Source organism: Paenibacillus tundrae, assembly GCF_036884255.1.
In the GTDB taxonomy this organism is placed as follows: domain Bacteria; phylum Bacillota; class Bacilli; order Paenibacillales; family Paenibacillaceae; genus Paenibacillus.
On record NZ_CP145605.1, the window covers coordinates 1,138,774 to 1,155,775 of the forward strand.

A 17,002-nucleotide genomic window follows, 5' to 3' on the forward strand; every position below is an offset into this window, starting at 1 on the left:
TCCTCTAGTTGTTCAAAATTTTACGAGGCAGTTTAATTTGTACAAGAGTACCTTGCTCTACAGCTAAATACCTTAAACCGTATAACGAGCCATAATGAAGTCGAATTCGTTCATTAACATTATGAATGCCGTATCCGACAGAACCAAAACCCTGATTTAGGGCATTATTTAACTTCTCGGTATCTACGCCAACCCCATCATCTCTAATTAGAAAAATAAGTTCATCGTCACAGCATTTACCGCTAACCTCAATTTGTCCCGCTCCTTTAGTGCTTGCGAGTCCGTGAACAAAGCAATTTTCAACCAATGGCTGAAGAATGATTTTGAGTGTCTCACATGTTAGTATGTCAGGATCAATATCTTGAATATAGGTGAAACGCCCGCTATATTTGTGTTGCATAATATAAATGTAGGCATCCAGTTGGGAAAGCTCATGGGCTACTGTTGTCAGTTCCATGCCTTTGTTAAGACTTAATCTGAAAAATTGCCCTAAACTTGCTGTCATTTTGCTAATCTCCGGTGCTTTGTGACGAATGGCCATCCAATTGATCGCATCTAAAGTATTGTACAAAAAGTGCGGATTAATTTGAGATTGGAGGGCTCGAAGTTCCATCTCCCGAAGCTGTTTTTGCTCTCGCTTACTATCTTCCATTAATTCGTGGATTTTGGATGACATGTTTAAAAATTTCTCATTTAATTGTCCAATTTCGTTTCTATAATTAGAATCTACTTCAATATTGAAGTTACCCTGACCAACCTTATTCATTTGCCGAATTAACCGTTTAAGTGGCAGAGTAAGCGATCTTGAGAACATTACCGCACCAAATACAGCTAGGATAAAACAGCCAGCAGCAACAAGTAGTAATTGAATAAAGAGGGTAGACATCCCTTCAACGACGTCGGTATAAGGTTTAAAGTGGATCATTCGCCAGTTGAAATCATTGGTAGAACTGAAAACGCTTAAATATTTTTGATTATCTAAATGCGTGATGGTATATCCCTGGCTCTGATTGGAGAAGGAGACCACATTATCTTGCGTTGCTGAGTCTGAAAGCTTTGCACCAGAAGTATCATAGATCTCATTGTTATCATCTGCGAAATATAATAAATCTCCATTGGAGGCACTGCCTCTGGCTAAGTCATGGAAGCTACTAAAGTACAAATTAATAAAAACATAGCCTAGCCGTTCTTCACCATTAGTGATTTCGTGGAAATAAGTTAAAATGTTAGATCCTGTTTTATCGCTTCGCATGTCATTGGCTCGGGGTGGAATAAAGCCTTCTTTGCGAGAAGAGACGTAAGACCAAAAGGGCTTCTCAATAGCTCTGCTTAATTCATAAAAACCATTCGGATTAGAGTAATTGTATATTCCAAGCTGGTCGGTTACTATGATAATTTCACTGATATCATTCCTTGAGTAGGCTGCGTTGGATAATATGCGTGAAGCGGTTTCATTATTGCGGATTTGTTGATACATATCAGCATGTTTAGCGTTGGAGAGCATTGAAGTGATCTCTGGATTAATAACGATGGATAGAGCAGTTGCCCGAATCGAAGTCATTCGTTGGTTTAACTGTGAATTTGTCTGCTCTAGCTCCGATAGTGTAGATTCACTAAGCTTGGAGGATATTAGTTTGGAAGTAGAGTAGTAAACCACGAGGCTAAGCAATGACATTAAAGTCAAAATAAGCAGACTAAACATAACGACCAAGGTAGGTTGAAGTTTTCGCGTCTTGAACATCAGGATTCCCCCCTTTTCAACAAATGTGGATTGTGATGAATTGGATTATAGAATAGCATTCTCGCATGAAGAAATCCATTAATAATGGATTTAATTGTATTTTGTTGTTTTAAATGTAAAAAAATAATAACAAATGCGCTCTCTCTAAATCAAATGAAATAGGTTAATTTGGAAGGGCTAAACATGACGGTATGTAATAAAGTGGATATAATAGAGTTTATTCACAAACCTCGTACACTCGTATAAGGGAAGATAGGTTATGGAGGTCCGCTGGAACATTGAAAAATTCAACAATTGCAACATGGCTTTTTTTATTTAATGGCTTGTACTTATTAACATTATTAGCGTATCCAATCGTGCTGATGATGAGCGTGTTTATGTTTGATGCCCCAACTTCATATGACTATGCATCGAACTATGCTGCCGTTTCTTTACTGATGTCTTATCCGATTGCTGTATTAGGATCACTATCATGTTGGGGATTCTATCATAAACGGAAGTATAAGTGGGCCATCGCTATGGCTAATCTGTTGTTGGTATGGGTTGCTTTGTTTATACTCGTGCTCATTGTGAACAGTATTTTACCTTTTTAGAGGTCCAGGCGAATGACTGGCAGATCATAAAATAAAATAGCCTATGAGAGATTCTGAATGGAGAACCTTTCATAGGCTATTTTATTTGGTAGAGGTTTTTCTAACCTCGGAATAATCTTTGTAATCGTTTCAGATGAAGTTAAGACCTGTTCACTTCTAGCTAATGACCTTCCAATTATTCGCCGGCTGCACCGTCAACGGTTGATGTCTACGAATGTAATCCTCCACCAATGTAGCCATATCCGTGGCGCCTTCATGCAGCACCTTTTTACCTGGATACATAGCATAATCGCCTCCACCTGCTGCACGGTAACTATTCATCACCACAGAAAATGTGCTATCCATCGCAATCGGTGCACCATTGCGCTCTAGCTTCACGACTCGATTCCCTACAGGCTGAGAGATATCCAGCTCGTATTCAATGCCTGCCCACATATCATAATTGTAATGCTGTGGTTTAGGTTCGATGTAGGCCGGATTAACGATAACCTTTCCTGAGGAATCCAGTTCGAAGTAGCGCGCGCTTTGCTCCAACGCTTCTCGAATATCCTGACCACTCAGCTCTAGTACGGTAAGCGTATTAGGATAGATGAAATTCGATAACACATCACGAACCGTGATCTGACTTCCGAATCCGCGAGCTTCTTCACTAAGCATCGCCGTATTCGAGAGCTGTGCTCCCGTTGCTTCCATCTGTACCTGGTGCACAAAATCAATGAATGGATGTGCTTGAAGCCGGAGCGTTGTCGCATCGGAGATTGACAAGTCACCAGATACCTCACCAATCGGTTGATCTAACCAGGATTGAGCCTGAGTCTCCAGTTCATCCGTAAGTCTCATGACCACATCATCGGGTTCCAGGTCTTGTTGTTCATCCAAGCGTAGCAGCTTAGCCTGTTTATCTGTAATCTGCCATGCTCCATCTGGATTTTGCTGTAATTGAACCGATACATGCCCTATACCACTTCCACTGAATCCAGGCTGAATGACGGTTACACCATGGATTACTGTAGCGAGCTGGCGATGCTGATGTCCTGTGAGAAGTACATCAATACCTTCGATATCTCGACAGACCGCATACCCTTGATTCTCTCCAGTCAACCGTTCAGCTGGCTCACCGGTCTCTAGATCACTTTCGAATCCACCGTGATAACTAACCACAAGCACATCTGGCTTCTCCACTTCGCGAATGTAATTAACCCATGCACGGATGGTCTCTAACGCATCAAGGAACTGTAATCCTTCAATATTTTTGGGATGTTCCCAGTTCGGGATGTAGTGTGTAGTCGCACCTAATAAAGCAATTCTGACACCCGAAGACAACGTCTTAACGAGATACGGAGGGCCAAATGCAGGAATGCCAGCTTCCAATGGTGCGATGGGACGATTCCGGTCTTCGGAATCTGTTCCGTATGAATGAACCACAGTGGAGTCATCCCCATACGTCATGTAGCGCGGCTGTTCCCCTGCAGCATCTTGCTCGCTTTCTAGTAATCTTTCATGATCTTCTTGCGGACGAGTCCGCACAATGTTAGCCGATAACCATGGGAATGTGGAGCCTTCAACGGCTCCAGAGAGCAGCTCCTGCCCATAATTGAACTCGTGATTTCCCATGACTGCCGCATCATAGCCGAGTTCATTCAACACAGTAATGAAAGGATGAACTTCACGTTTGGATACGTTGGCAGCCGCGTAGGAGGCCAGGGGCGAGCCTTGTAGCAAGTCACCATTATCTACTAGCAGTAGTTCAGGCGAGCGTTCACGTTCCTTCCGAATGAGTGTAGCTAGCATAGCAAGCCCGGCTGGGCGATAGGCATTGGTGTTGTAATGAATCGGACGGATGGCTCCATGCAGATCACTGGTAAACAAAATATCGAAGGTTGTCGTCGGTTGAGTAGGTTTCATTTTACAATCTCCTCTAATATATAAGTTTATATATATGGAATGACCCCAAAAATGGAACGATAGAAAGAATGGAAGAAATAGATGCATGCCTGATATTCGCGCCATTTCCATGCTTTTCTTCTCCAATTCTCATCCATAATGAGCCTATTCTAACAGATGAAATCGTCCCTGACAGCATGACAAGAAACTTTACAAAACTCCAAATTTCGTTTCACATGGCGCAAATATTTGCCAATTATAGTAGACAAGTATTGAAAAATAGAAATTCTTTGGAGGGTGTTCGTTTGAAGAAGTCCGCTTTATTTTTACCATTGTTGATTTTGGTTCTGTTTCTGAGTGCATGTGGGTCTAATGCTACGACAGGTTCGTCTAACGGGGCTGATACGAGTTCGAATGCGTCCGGTACGTCTACTGAAACGGCAGAAACAGAAAAAGAAGCCGAAGGTTATGTACCAACAGAACTAACGGTTCAATTCGTTCCTTCCCAGAATGCAGACACGCTTGAAGCTAAAGCAAAACCGCTCGAGAAGTTGCTTGGTGACAAACTGGGTATTCCGGTAAAAGTCAGCGTATCCACAGACTACAACACAATTATTGAAGCAATGGCTTCCAACAAAGTAGACGTAGGTTTCTTGCCTCCAACAGCATATGTACTTGCTAAAGAAAAAGGCGCAGCTCAAGTTATTTTGCAAGCTCAACGTTTTGGCGTAAATGATGAGACAGGTGCTCCAACAGAGGAATTGGCTGATTCCTATAAATCCATGTTTATCGTGAAGAAAGATTCACCGATCCAAACGATTGAAGATCTCAAAGGTAAGAAAATTGCTTACCAAAACGTAACGTCTTCCGCTGGTTATGTATGGCCTGCAGGTTTGTTGCTCGACAATGGCATTGACCCATTGAAAGATGTAAGTCCTGTAACATTGAAAGGTCATGACCAAGGTGTTATTGCTGTACTGAACGGTGATGTTGATGCAGCAGCAATTTTCCAAGATGCTCGTAACACTGTAGCTAAAGACTACCCAACGGTATTTGAAGATACACGTGTACTGGCGTTCACTGAGCCAATTCCTAACGATACCATTGCTGTTCGTACAGATATGAATGCAGATTGGACTGCGAAGATCAAACAAGCTTTCATCGATATCGGTAAAGACACAGAAGGCCACCAAATCATTAAAGAAATCTATACGCATGAAGGTTATGTAGAGTCCGATGATAGCAAGTTCGAGATCGTTCGTCAGTATGGCGAAAAAGTAAAAGGCGAGTAATTGTAGCTCAGAAGTGCTACAACTCTAGAAGTCGTTTTACAATCTTGTTGCTTCACGTATCTCTCTTGATGGGACTAGCTATATCGGTTCAGAGTGGGCAGGCCAGTTCAGCGTGATCTACGCTGCGCTGGCTTGTGCCATTATAGCAAGGCTTCGATCGGTATGATCATTACAAATGAAAGAAGGATTATTGCGATGATTGAGCTTCATAACGTCACCAAAACGTATGCAAACGGCACAAAAGGCCTGGATAATATTAATCTGAAGTTTGAACAAGGCGAATTTATTGCGGTCGTTGGTCTGTCTGGAGCAGGGAAATCAACCCTCCTACGTTCCATTAATCGACTGCACGATATTAGTGAAGGTGAGATCAAGATCAACGGAAGTTCGATTACGAAGGCACAGGGCAAACGCCTGCGTATGATCAGACGTGATATCGGTATGATCTTCCAGAGTTTTAACCTGGTGAAACGCTCCAGTGTACTTCGTAATGTGCTCTGTGGACGTGTCGGATATCATTCGACGATGCGTACCATCCTGGGTCGTTTTCCAAAAGAGGATGTTGAATTGGCGTTCACTGCGTTGGAACGGGTTAACATCTCGGAGAAAGCTTACTCCCGTGCAGATCAGTTGTCTGGTGGACAACAACAGCGTGTAGCGATTGCTCGTGTACTTGCCCAAGAAGCTAAAATCATTCTGGCCGATGAGCCAGTCGCATCACTAGATCCACTTACAACAAAGCAGGTTATGGATGACCTGAAGCACATTAATCAGGAGCTAGGCATTACAACCATCGTTAATCTTCACTTTATCGACCTGGCGAGAGAGTATGCGACCCGGATCGTGGGATTGCGGGCAGGTAAAGTTGTATTCGACGGTCCGGTGGAAGAGGCAACGGATGAGCGATTCGCTGAGATTTACGGCAGACCGATTCTAGCTGACGAATTGCTCGATAAGCAGGCGGTGCCTGAGCAGGGAGAAGTTCTGGTATGAAGGGGCAAACCAATGTTTCACTTCAAAATTCAGGCAAGCCAGGCATAGGCAAGGAGCCTGGTTCCAGCCCAAGTCAGGTCGTTAAGCGTCCCAAACCGCCTGGACGGACGAAGCATCTGCTCACGCTGGTCATTATTTTGCTTCTTCTCTGGGCGAGTGCGAAGCAGACCGATGCTAGCTTTACGGAGCTATTTGAAGGCTTCCCGAACATGCTGGATCTGCTAAAGGACATGTTTCCGCCTCGCTGGAGTTATTTTGATAATATCGTTCAAGGTATGCTGGAGACCATTCGTATGGCTCTAATTGGTACAACTATTGGTGCGATCATTGCCATTCCGGTGGCAATTATCTGCGCGGGTAACCTGATGCCTAGCCGGTGGATTTACTACCCAGCACGTTTTGTACTTAACCTGATTCGGACAGTGCCGGATCTGTTGCTTGCTGCTTTGTTTGTCGCGGTGTTTGGCCTAGGGCCGATTCCGGGTATCCTGGCACTGGCTGTGTTCTCCGTAGGTTTAATTGCCAAGCTCACCTATGAGACGCTGGAAACGATTGATCGAGGACCGCTGGAGGCAATGACTGCTGTCGGTATGAACCGTATTCAGCTCATTGTGTATGGCGTTGTGCCACAATTGGCCGCTCAATTCACATCCTATGTCTTGTATGCCTTTGAGATTAATGTACGTGCTGCAGCCATTCTGGGATTGGTGGGAGCCGGAGGTATTGGACTTTATTATGAAGCTACACTTGGATTCCTGGAGTATGACAAAACCAGCGTAATCATTCTATTTACCCTTGCTATTGTTCTGATTATTGATTATGTAAGTACTAAGCTGCGGGAGAAATTGCTATGATGAAAAATGAAACAAGCCGCATCCGGCCGAAACCACGGAAGAACCCGCTTCGCTGGGTTATTGTTATCCTGCTGATTCTGGTATATGCCTGGGCTCTTGCCGGTGTACCGTTTACCGGGTTTAAGGAAACCGCTGGACAGATCATGAAGGCTATTATCGCAGGTATATTCTCACCAGACTGGAACTTCGTTTATCTACCTGAAGGGGAAGACTTACTGCGCGGATTGCTGGATACACTCGCCATCTCCGTACTGGGTACGGTGATCTCAGCTGTATTGTGTATTCCGTTTGCCTTCTGGTCTGCACGTAATATGAGTGGACATCGCTCAATCTCAGGTGCAGGCAAAATGGTACTTAGCTTCATTCGTACGTTTCCTGAGATTATCATGGCCTTGATGTTTATCAAGGCTGTAGGCCCTGGATCGTTCGCAGGGGTACTTGCCCTTGGTTTACACTCCATCGGAATGCTCGGTAAATTGTACGCGGATGAAGTTGAAAATATTGACTACGGTCCGTCTGAGGCGTTGCTTGCTTCTGGAGCTAGTCGCATGCAACAGTTGTGGTTTGCCATCTTGCCGCAGGTCATGCCTGGATTCTTGAACTATACCCTGTATCGCTTCGAGATTAACGTACGGTCTGCGACCATCTTGGGTGTCATTGGGGCCGGGGGGATTGGAACACCGCTGATTTTTGCACTGAGCACCCGGAACTGGCCGCGTGTAGGTATTATCCTGCTGGGAATTATTGTGATGATTACGATCATTGACTTGATCTCGGGATATATTCGGAAGAAGCTGGTGTAATGTGGAGAAGATTATTAAGTGCTAGTATGGATACAGCGCTTAGTGGTCTTCTTTTTTTGTTTGTATCTAGGACGTGATGATGTGCTATCACTTGGTGTTAACGAATCGGAGAGACCTTATTTAGCCGGTTTACGGCGAATGAAGATGGTAACGAATCTGAGAAGCGTTATATTACGAAATGCCACGGTCTAGACCTAATTCTTGCACCCAAAAGGCATATTAACGTGTCAACGATTTGTTAGCATTTCCTGAAAGCAGTTTTCCGCCGAATAAGGCCGACTGAGTTCGTTAGAGAGGTGCGTGATCCAACGTAGTGACTTCAATCGTCAAATGTTGCTTCTCCAGAGATTTTCAGACACCTTTCTTTAGAGTCTTTTCAGACACCTCCAAGTAGAGAATATGATTGAATATTACGGGTGAGAGATTGTATCACGGAGTTTATGCTCATTTTATTATGCAAATTGTGGTATGATTTCTTAATAAATACATGTTCCAATAAGATGGTTCTGATTCTCACCTTTTTAGTGAGAACCTCACTTGGAGGCCACGGAGCTTTCAATTACGAAGAGAATGTTACATTCATGGGAAGATGGGAGGGAATTAATGAGAACTGCGAACATTTTAATCATAATTTTGCTGACATTTGTTACAGGCTGTACAGAGCAGAATCAGCGTATTAGTCCAAACGAGTTTCTACATCAATTCCAAACCTCACTTGAAGAGCAGGGGCTGGAGGTTGAGGTCATGGAGCCTTCATCCAGTGTTGATATGCAGGGTCTGATTCCTCAACAATTCAGTATTTCTTACAATGGGGAGGACAGTGACACCGTATTTATTTTTTTCACGGATTCTATCGAACAAGCAAGGCAAGCGCTGGTAAAAGCGAACTTTACCGTCTCGCTAATAACCAAGGTCGGTGAATATACCAAAAATAATGTCATTATTATTCAATTCGCACATGACGGTAACCTCGATAAGTATCGTTCACAGATTTACACAGCGATATCTAGTGATGAAGAGTGAATAAAAATTAAGGAGAAAGAAGAAAGAAGGTGAAACACATGGAGACATTTACTATCGTCTGGATAGTGTTTGTAATAGCCATATTACTATATCGAATGATTTTTCAGAAGTTTAAGGAGCATAACAGAGAGAATATCGGACTTAGTGCAATCCTGATTATTTTCACGTGGAGTAACTATTCCTCAATACAGATGAACCAGATCGTATTCTTTGCTATTATTGCCATCGCTGCGTATTCTGCTGTAGTGAACGGCATGCTGTTAACCAGAAAGATCAATGAGCCGGAGCGCTTGTCATGAACAAATGAATTGATGAATTAACGAATCAAAGAATTCGTGTAAAAAAAACCGAATCCAGGTAGCTCAACATGGGGATTGACCCCATCCAGGCTACTCGTGGTTTCGGTTTTTTAATTTACTTTTATTAGCTTGCCAATGGTAGAGCTGCTTTACTCACTTGAACCGTAATGGTCTCAGTGCTTGTTACGCCTGCTGCATTGATCAGTTCCGCACGGTACGTGTACGTTCCGTTGGCACGACCAGACAGATCGGTTACAGCACGCTGAGATGCTGGTGTTGCAGCCTTCAATTCCTGTGTATCGATAAGTACATCATTTTCATAAAGGCGGTATTCTGTAGCATTTGTACCCCACCAGAGATTCATCGTTACGCTGTAAATGCCATCGCCATCCCAGTTATCTTGGGAAAGAGTAGCTTTACCTGGTGCTGCATTGGTTACTTGTACCGTCAGCTCGTCACTACGTGTCGTGCCTTTGCTGTTGGTCAGCTCGGCTACATACGTATATGTGCCATTAGCTTTGTCAGTGATTGCTGTTTTGGTTGATTGCGCTTGTGGTGTAGCTTCAGTTAACTTTTGAGTGTCAACAAGTACGCCGTTCTCATACAATTTGTATTCCGAACCATTGTCGCCCCACCACAGATTCATCGTTACGTTATAAGAACCGCCGAACAGCCCTGTTGTATAGCCGTTATCAGAAGAAAGCACCGGTTTACCCGGTGCTCCCACAGCTGGAGTGGAAGGCACTTCGCCTCCACCTTGTTCTTCGGCAGCAACAAAATCGTTCAAGCTTCTAGGCTTCAGTTGATATACATCTCTGAAAATAGCCGATACACCTGTGATATCAATCTTGTCTCCCGCAGCATAAGGGAAGGAAGTTTCAGTTACACCTGTACGTGTATCCACGCGCACATGTGTAGTTGTTCCGTCAGCAGCTACCGCATCGAATTCAAATGATCCAGCAGGCGTAGCGCTAATGATATTTTGAACCGTTACATCTTTCAACTGTACGAGTTGACCTTGGTTACCGTCATTAATGGTTGTAACGAGAGCCGGAGCAGGAACAGAGGCAGTACCGGTTTTCTCAATAGCTACAACATCGGTAAGCTCAAATTCGCTGTTATAGATCGTTGTTGGTGCAGTAACTTTCACTTTGTCGCCAACTTGGAAGCCACTAATATGTTGGAATACATAGATTCCAGCTGTCTCATCTTGAAGATAGAAGGCTTGTCCGCCAAATGCACCCGGCTGAGTTGTAACTACACCTTCAATGGTTACCGTTGAGCCAACTGCTTTGGTACGAGCTTCAGCAACCGTAATTGTTGCTGGGATTGGTCCTTCTTCCTCTGGAAGCGGAACGGCTGGTACATTACCTACAGTCACTGCATTTGTAATCAAGTTGCTGCCGTTCAAGCGTAGGCGCAAGCTTGCATTGCCGTTTGTACCTGGTTTGATGCGAACGTTAAGGTCTTTGATTGCACGACCTTTGCTGTCAGAAGTTACGCTAAATGCAGAACTATAACCGTACGATGTCGGCCATGTGCCGCTGTCATTTTGAATCATAGCTACTTGGGTTCCACCAGTCAGATAGATCCCTGCGCTATAGCCTGATACCGTTGTATTTGGAGGCATGTTCTCTACTACAACACGCACCTGGAAGTCTTCTGCATTAGGAAGTGTATCCTGTTTCACGAAGCTATAGGAAGCATTCGCACTAGATGCAGGTCCGCCGTAAGACCCAGCTTTGAACGTGGAGCGATCATACCACTTGTACCCAGCAGCAGGTGCCGCCCAAGGTTCAGCTTGTGGCTCTGTAGAAGCCGCTGGTTCTTCAAATGGCAACAGGGCAGTAGCGTTATCCAGCTCCAGTCCAGCCACTTCTGTCAGACTAGTATAGTTTTCTTGCGTCGCGAGCCAGTTCACTGTGTTCACAAGCAATACCGCATCGTCAGCTTCTTTGAAGCCGTCATAGGTAGTTTTGCGTGTGCCTGTCTCTTCACGCAAGTATTTAGGCGATGCATCTTCCACTGGGGAAGAGTCACCGATGAAGGCAGCTTTACCTGCACCCAGCTTGGATACAGCCACGTAAGGACCTTCTTCAATGCCACCACCGTTGTAGACACCTTGGTCAACAGCATTGTTCCATTTGGCATTGGTTTTTGGCAGATACACGATACCCTTCGCAAGCGTTGGGTCTGTGATTGCCAGTGTGGAACCCGCGTGCATAGCTACGGATGATACACCTTCCGTGATGCCAAAGGCTTGATCAGCCGGAACGATAATGTTCGCGTCAATATCGCCTAATGCGTTGTAGCGGAAACGGATACCGAAGTTTTCGGACAACCAGTCTGTGCTCGTTACATTCTGCATAGCCTCGGAGTTACGTTCCTCCGTGCTCATGCCTTTGATTGGATCTTCAAATGCCCCACGGCGATAACCGTTAATGGCTTCTGAACCGTCCCAGCGGTTTTTGTTACGATCGGCATTGTAATGATCTCCGATGAAGAAGATACTGCCGCCTTGCTCTACATATTGTTTCATTGCTGCTTGTTCCGAAGTTTTGAAAGGAATCTGAGGTTCTGCAATTACGAATACGTTATACTCTTTCAGATCCTCATAGGTAAATGGGGTTGTCTTGCGCAGTTCCTTTACGTAATATCCATCATTCGCTAACGCATTTCCGAAGTCCGAGAAACCACCATCGATTACCCAATCTGCGGCTCCAGCCGTCTGACCGTGTGAGTTGTCGAACAATACCTTTTTGCCAGCATTTTCGTTAACGACCTTTGCCTGAATGAACGGTGCCGGATCTGTCGGTCCTTCCGCATGTACCGATGCATCTCCGTTCCATAATCCAATCTGTAGCGGCAAAGCCATGGACAATGCCAGGAGTGATTTTAACCAAACTCCCCGCAAACCTGTCAATTTACCCAACCAAATCCCTCCCAAAAATTAGTTGATTCATAAGTTCGTCCATATTCTACCACACCAAAATCTAACATAGTCATATCAAAATGTAAAAATTAACTCGATATTTGTAAAATTGGGTATTATGACATATTCATATAGGCCTTAGGTATATATAATGCCATCTCCGTGTGCTACAATATGTTCATTTTCGTAATAAAAAAGCCATCTCCTAAGAGATGACTTTAGCTCGAATTCGATTGACCGCATGGAAGACAGAGGATTTAATCATGCCTTCACTGCGGTTGACCAGCTCCGCCGTTTCTTTAATGGAATATCCATGGATCAGGCGCAGCTCTAATATTTTACGATGCTCGGTATTGTTAATATGGGAGACAAGATCGTTTACACCTTCATTGATTTCTAAATTTGGTGTGTCTACATGGTGTGTGGGTACCTCTAGTCGGCTGTCACGCCGTAATGTGCGAGTACGTCTGCGGAAGCTATCCATTGCTAGATTACGAGCAATACGCTTGAGATAGTAGAGAAGTCGATCTTCAGGTATGGGATCAGTAACCTTCATGAGCCGAATGAAGCACTCCTGAGCTAGATCCTCGGCATCCTGCGGTTGTTTGAGGATATGTGATAGATACCTTGTAATTTCTGATTTATAGTTGACGTAAGCGTCATTTATCTGTGTGTTGTTCATATGATGTGAATCCCCCTTGGATACAGATCAGGCTTGATTCCGGTCTGGTTACTCTTGCTTATGATGCAAGTATATCGGGCGGTTGTTTCCAAACCGTTCAGAGTTGTATCGGAGTTGTAACATTTCTCGCATTCCTCTGTTCAAGGAGCCAATTTGCGATACAAAATATAAGTAGAAGAAATTCATAGAGCAGGGAGATTACGAGAGGACCATGAGACAAAAAGAGATTTTGATTATTGAGGATGAGGAATCCATTCGAGATATTTTATCGTATTCATTGCGCAAAGAAGGATTTGAGATGAAGGAAGCCGCTTCTGGCAAAGAAGGCCTAGAACTGCTTCGTCAATCGAAGCCCGATCTGATCCTGCTGGATCTGATGCTGCCGGATATGAGCGGGTTTGATGTGTGCAGACAGCTATCTGTGAATTCCAAAATTCCTGTAATCATGATTACAGCGAAGTCCGATATGTTAGATAAGGTGCTCGGCATGGAGCTTGGAGCAGATGATTATATTACTAAACCTTTTGATATCCGTGAGGTTGTTGCACGTATTCGAGCCATCTTTCGCCGGATCGACCTGATTAGTGAGACGCTGGAGAATCAGTCTTATGAGGTTGTAAGGTTAGGCAAACATATCGAGATCCGTAAGGATGAGCGTGAAGTGTGGAAGGACGGGGAACGTGCAGGTCTAACGAATAAAGAATACGATCTGCTGTTATTTCTAGTGAACCATCACCGCAAGGTGCATACACGCTCTGAGCTGCTGGACAAGGTATGGGGGTTTGAATTCGCTGGAGATACCCGAACGGTGGACATTCATGTACAACGAATCCGTAAGAAGCTCGATAGCGGAGCACAAGGAATATCGATGATTGAAACGGTATTTGGCGTAGGATACAAATTGAATATTCAGGTGCAGACATGAAGTGGACGATTCAGTTCAAAATGGTCGTGTTATTCTCAGCAATCGTGTTCATCGGATTCGCTGCTCTCTTGATTCTCTCAAGCAAGGTAGCTGAGGAGAATATGTACCGAGAAGTGCATGAGGATATCGTTCAATCGAAAAAAAACCTAGATATTGCGCTGAATCAGTATTTCTTGATTCATAATAAACGAATGAGCAAGGATACTCTCGAAGCTGGAAGCCGCGAGCTTGCAGAGCAGATCGGTTCTGCGGTTGGCGGAACGATTACAGTATACCGTCCTGATGCGTCGTTATATAGCGCCGCGAACAGCGGGGTTGACGTTGTTAAGCGGACTGACATTCCTGATGTGGAGCAAGCTATGCAGTCTAAGATTGCATACACAACAGTGGTGGATCAAGGTCAAGTGACTGCAAGTTTGTCTTTTCCGATTCAATCAGGTCAGCAAGTGATTGGCATTGTGCAATTGGAGAAGGATTATACCGATCTGTATAAGCGGAACCTCCGTTTCCAAAATACGATTAAGCTATTTGCGGCGGCTATTTTCGTATTTATATTTATCGCATCGATCTTTATTTCCCGGAAAATCACGCAACCGATCCGTGTACTGACGAAACGGTCTGCTGAAGTGGCGCAAGGAAGTCTCCATGCAGATATTCAGATTACTACGAAGGATGAGATTGGTGAGCTTGCCTCAAGCTTTACGGTCATGATTGATCGAGTTCGAGAGCAGATTGATGTCATTGAGCGAGAACGGGACGAAGTGAAACAAGTGCAGGCACGAAGCAAAGTTTTTTTTGATAATGTAACGCATGAATTAAAAACGCCTTTAACGACGATTCTGGGATATGCCCAGATCTTGCGGGATAATGGATTTACGGATCAGGCTTTTTTCGATAAAGGCATGAATTATATCATCAAAGAAAGCCGCCGTCTCAATACGATGGTTGCCGATATTCTGGAGGTGTCTGTGTCATCAGCAGTCATTCAGGCGTACCGGTTCGAGCGCATCGAAGTATCCGATATTATTCGCGAAGCTTGTGAGGACATGTCCATCAAGGCAGGCAAGTACAACATTGGTATCCACTATGAACTGGAGGAAGAGCTCTACCTTCACGGGGATCGCGACAAGCTCAAGGAGGTATTTCTCAACGTTCTGGATAATTCGGTGAAGTACAGCGATGTGAATTCGATTATCGAGGTACAGTCCTCTCGTGCAGGCGACAGTATCGATATTGTCATTCGCGATCAGGGAGAGGGAATTGGTGCGGAAGCGCTCCAGTATGTATTCGAGCCTTTCTATCAGGATAAAGGGATTAATCGCACGGAAAAAGGAAGCGCTGGACTCGGATTATCCATTGTGAAAAACATCGTTGAGCGTCATGGGGGAACAGTAGAGATGAAGAGCATCATACATGAAGGGACACAAGTGCATATCCGTCTTCCGGGGGAAAGGAACGCATGAGGCCTTCAGGATTTTGGCGTAATCAGCGTGATAGATTGATGCTGTTCGGGCTGTTGATTGTATTTGCCTGTGGCATCTTCGGTATCGGCAGTCTGTTTAGCATCGGGAACCTTAAGCCCAGAACGGTAATTCTGCCGAGTGAGCAATTCAATAGTGCCCTGGCACCACCTCCGAGCAGTACTATTCAGATTGAATCTGCAACGAAGATTCCGAATGACTTTGGGATTTATGATTTTGACGTGGTGGATCGTAATACGTTGGTCGTTAATGGTCCGGAGAAGTCCTATACTGGCTTGAAATTGTCTCTCTTATCTCTGGATGATAATAAGGTGAAGGATATTGGCGGCAATACGGATTATGGCGTTTTCCTAAGTCCAGATCGGAAGCAGTTAGTCTATTCACAGTACCGTTCAGGTCAGGTTCAGCGCACTACATTTGGCTATGATCTGAGTACTGGGGAGCGTAGCAAGTTCGGACAGGATAACTCGTACTACAGAACGTTTGTGGGAAACAGCACCTATATTGGTCAGGATGAGCTTGCCTTTAGCCAGATGAATACGAGTACAGGTAAGGCTCGTGTGATATACACTCATCAGGAACTGATGTCCGTGCTCAAGGATGCGAGTGATGTGAAGAATGCAAGTGACACGTTTATCGTGATGGATGTATTCGAAGTGAGTCCGGATTTGAAGCAAGCCTATATCCTCGTTATGCTCAAAGACAGCTTCGCCATCTATCGTATTTCTCTTGAAGATGATCATGAAGTAACCATGGTTATGAAAATGAAAGACATTCAGCAATTTAGGCTGTTGAAAAATGGGGATATGATTGTCCAAGGCGAGGACAACAACGTACAGGGATTGTATCGGTACACCGCAGAGCAAGGTCAATTGCATCTGTTGTTAAAGGGGACGTATTGGAACTTCGATCTGGATGCAGATGAATCCCGTCTAGCCTACGTCATCCCGATGGATAATCAGAACAATGAAGTGCACATCGCTTATCTGAATGATAATGAATTAAGCTCGGATACGGTAATCTACCGTAATATTGAGAACTTTATGAAGCTGAAGTGGAATGATGATGAACTATTCGTAGTAGGCAGCTCGTTAGACAAAAGCGAGTTATATCGGTTTAGCTTCCGGGCTTGGTAGTGTTGAGGGGAATTTGTATGGCCTTGTTCTGCACAGTGGTGGTTGTAGCCACCCTGCGGACAAGGTCTTTTTTGTGTCATATTTTACAACTTAGATACAACTATGGAAGGCTAAGATACATCTCCACCCTATAATTTAAAGGAAGTTCAAAAATTCGCTGCTATATGAATTAAACGAAACCTTTACACCAGAACGGAGAGGACAGAAATAACATGGAGAAGCGGAGCGTTCGCCTGAAAGCTTTCTACAAGAAAGCTACATCGGAAGCATAAGCTATCCCCGGATTTTCCCTTTGAAAAAAGGGAATCAAAAAAATCTGGGGATAAGAGCGATCGGAAAGTTATTCTGTCATCGGAGTGGTAAG

At 44.3% G+C, this 17,002-nt stretch carries 14 protein-coding genes; 10 read left to right on the plus strand and 4 right to left on the minus strand.

Annotated features, from left to right (window positions below):
• Positions 1 to 4 precede the first annotated feature (4 nt).
• Positions 5 to 1,741: a cache domain-containing sensor histidine kinase gene (locus tag V6W81_RS04955; protein WP_338541862.1), complete on the minus strand. Its 1,737-nt coding sequence runs from the start codon at positions 1,739 to 1,741 to the stop codon at positions 5 to 7.
• A 278-nt stretch (positions 1,742 to 2,019) separates the two neighbouring features.
• On the opposite strand from V6W81_RS04955, the gene V6W81_RS04960 reads away from it, so the two are divergent.
• On the plus strand, positions 2,020 to 2,334 hold the full coding sequence (locus V6W81_RS04960; protein ID WP_338541863.1) for a hypothetical protein: 315 nt from the start codon (positions 2,020 to 2,022) through the stop codon (positions 2,332 to 2,334).
• Between the two features lie 156 nt (positions 2,335 to 2,490).
• Here V6W81_RS04960 and V6W81_RS04965 read toward each other — a convergent pair whose 3' ends face one another.
• On the minus strand, positions 2,491 to 4,239 hold the full coding sequence (locus V6W81_RS04965) for a bifunctional metallophosphatase/5'-nucleotidase (protein WP_338541865.1): 1,749 nt from the start codon (positions 4,237 to 4,239) through the stop codon (positions 2,491 to 2,493).
• Positions 4,240 to 4,523: 284 nt separating this feature from the next.
• Here V6W81_RS04965 and V6W81_RS04970 point away from each other — a divergent pair, with 284 nt between their 5' ends.
• The 6 genes from V6W81_RS04970 (at position 4,524) to V6W81_RS04995 (ending at position 9,482) form a co-directional block, all read left to right on the plus strand.
• Complete coding sequence (locus tag V6W81_RS04970; RefSeq protein WP_307217421.1) at positions 4,524 to 5,510, plus strand: phosphate/phosphite/phosphonate ABC transporter substrate-binding protein; 987 nt, start codon at positions 4,524 to 4,526, stop codon at positions 5,508 to 5,510.
• Positions 5,511 to 5,705: 195 nt separating this feature from the next.
• Entirely contained in the window at positions 5,706 to 6,503 is a 798-nt protein-coding gene (gene phnC / locus V6W81_RS04975; protein WP_338541868.1) for a phosphonate ABC transporter ATP-binding protein, read from the plus strand.
• Entirely contained in the window at positions 6,500 to 7,357 is an 858-nt protein-coding gene (gene phnE / locus V6W81_RS04980) for a phosphonate ABC transporter, permease protein PhnE (protein ID WP_338541869.1), read from the plus strand. The genes phnC and phnE (V6W81_RS04980) overlap by 4 nt, the downstream gene beginning before the upstream one ends.
• Positions 7,354 to 8,160, plus strand: coding sequence for a phosphonate ABC transporter, permease protein PhnE (gene phnE / locus V6W81_RS04985; protein WP_145049409.1), 807 nt, complete (start codon positions 7,354 to 7,356; stop codon positions 8,158 to 8,160). The genes phnE (V6W81_RS04980) and phnE (V6W81_RS04985) overlap by 4 nt, the downstream gene beginning before the upstream one ends.
• Before the next feature lie 603 nt (positions 8,161 to 8,763).
• The gene (locus tag V6W81_RS04990; RefSeq protein ID WP_338541870.1) at positions 8,764 to 9,183 is read left to right on the plus strand and encodes a hypothetical protein; all 420 of its coding nucleotides are present in this window, start codon (positions 8,764 to 8,766) and stop codon (positions 9,181 to 9,183) included.
• Positions 9,184 to 9,221: 38 nt separating this feature from the next.
• Positions 9,222 to 9,482, plus strand: a complete 261-nt coding sequence (locus tag V6W81_RS04995; protein ID WP_338541872.1) for a hypothetical protein — start codon at positions 9,222 to 9,224, stop codon at positions 9,480 to 9,482.
• Between the two features lie 124 nt (positions 9,483 to 9,606).
• Here the strand turns inward: V6W81_RS04995 and V6W81_RS05000 are convergent, their stop codons facing one another.
• Together V6W81_RS05000 and V6W81_RS05005 are read right to left on the minus strand one after the other, a co-directional pair.
• Positions 9,607 to 12,357 carry a chitinase N-terminal domain-containing protein gene (locus tag V6W81_RS05000; protein WP_338543943.1) on the minus strand — a complete coding sequence of 917 codons (2,751 nt, stop codon included), beginning with the start codon at positions 12,355 to 12,357 and terminating at the stop codon, positions 9,607 to 9,609.
• A gap of 262 nt (positions 12,358 to 12,619) precedes the next feature.
• Positions 12,620 to 13,096: an RNA polymerase sigma factor gene (locus tag V6W81_RS05005; protein WP_145049419.1), complete on the minus strand. Its 477-nt coding sequence runs from the start codon at positions 13,094 to 13,096 to the stop codon at positions 12,620 to 12,622.
• A 211-nt stretch (positions 13,097 to 13,307) separates the two neighbouring features.
• Here V6W81_RS05005 and V6W81_RS05010 point away from each other — a divergent pair, with 211 nt between their 5' ends.
• The 3 genes from V6W81_RS05010 to V6W81_RS05020 are packed head-to-tail and all read left to right on the plus strand — an operon-like array spanning position 13,308 to position 16,638.
• Positions 13,308 to 14,021: a response regulator transcription factor gene (locus V6W81_RS05010; protein WP_145049421.1), complete on the plus strand. Its 714-nt coding sequence runs from the start codon at positions 13,308 to 13,310 to the stop codon at positions 14,019 to 14,021.
• Positions 14,018 to 15,484 carry a sensor histidine kinase gene (locus V6W81_RS05015; protein WP_338541873.1) on the plus strand — a complete coding sequence of 489 codons (1,467 nt, stop codon included), beginning with the start codon at positions 14,018 to 14,020 and terminating at the stop codon, positions 15,482 to 15,484. The genes V6W81_RS05010 and V6W81_RS05015 overlap by 4 nt, the downstream gene beginning before the upstream one ends.
• Positions 15,481 to 16,638, plus strand: coding sequence for a hypothetical protein (locus tag V6W81_RS05020; protein WP_338541874.1), 1,158 nt, complete (start codon positions 15,481 to 15,483; stop codon positions 16,636 to 16,638). Before V6W81_RS05015 ends, V6W81_RS05020 begins: the two co-directional genes overlap by 4 nt.
• The last annotated feature ends 364 nt before the right edge of the window (positions 16,639 to 17,002 follow it).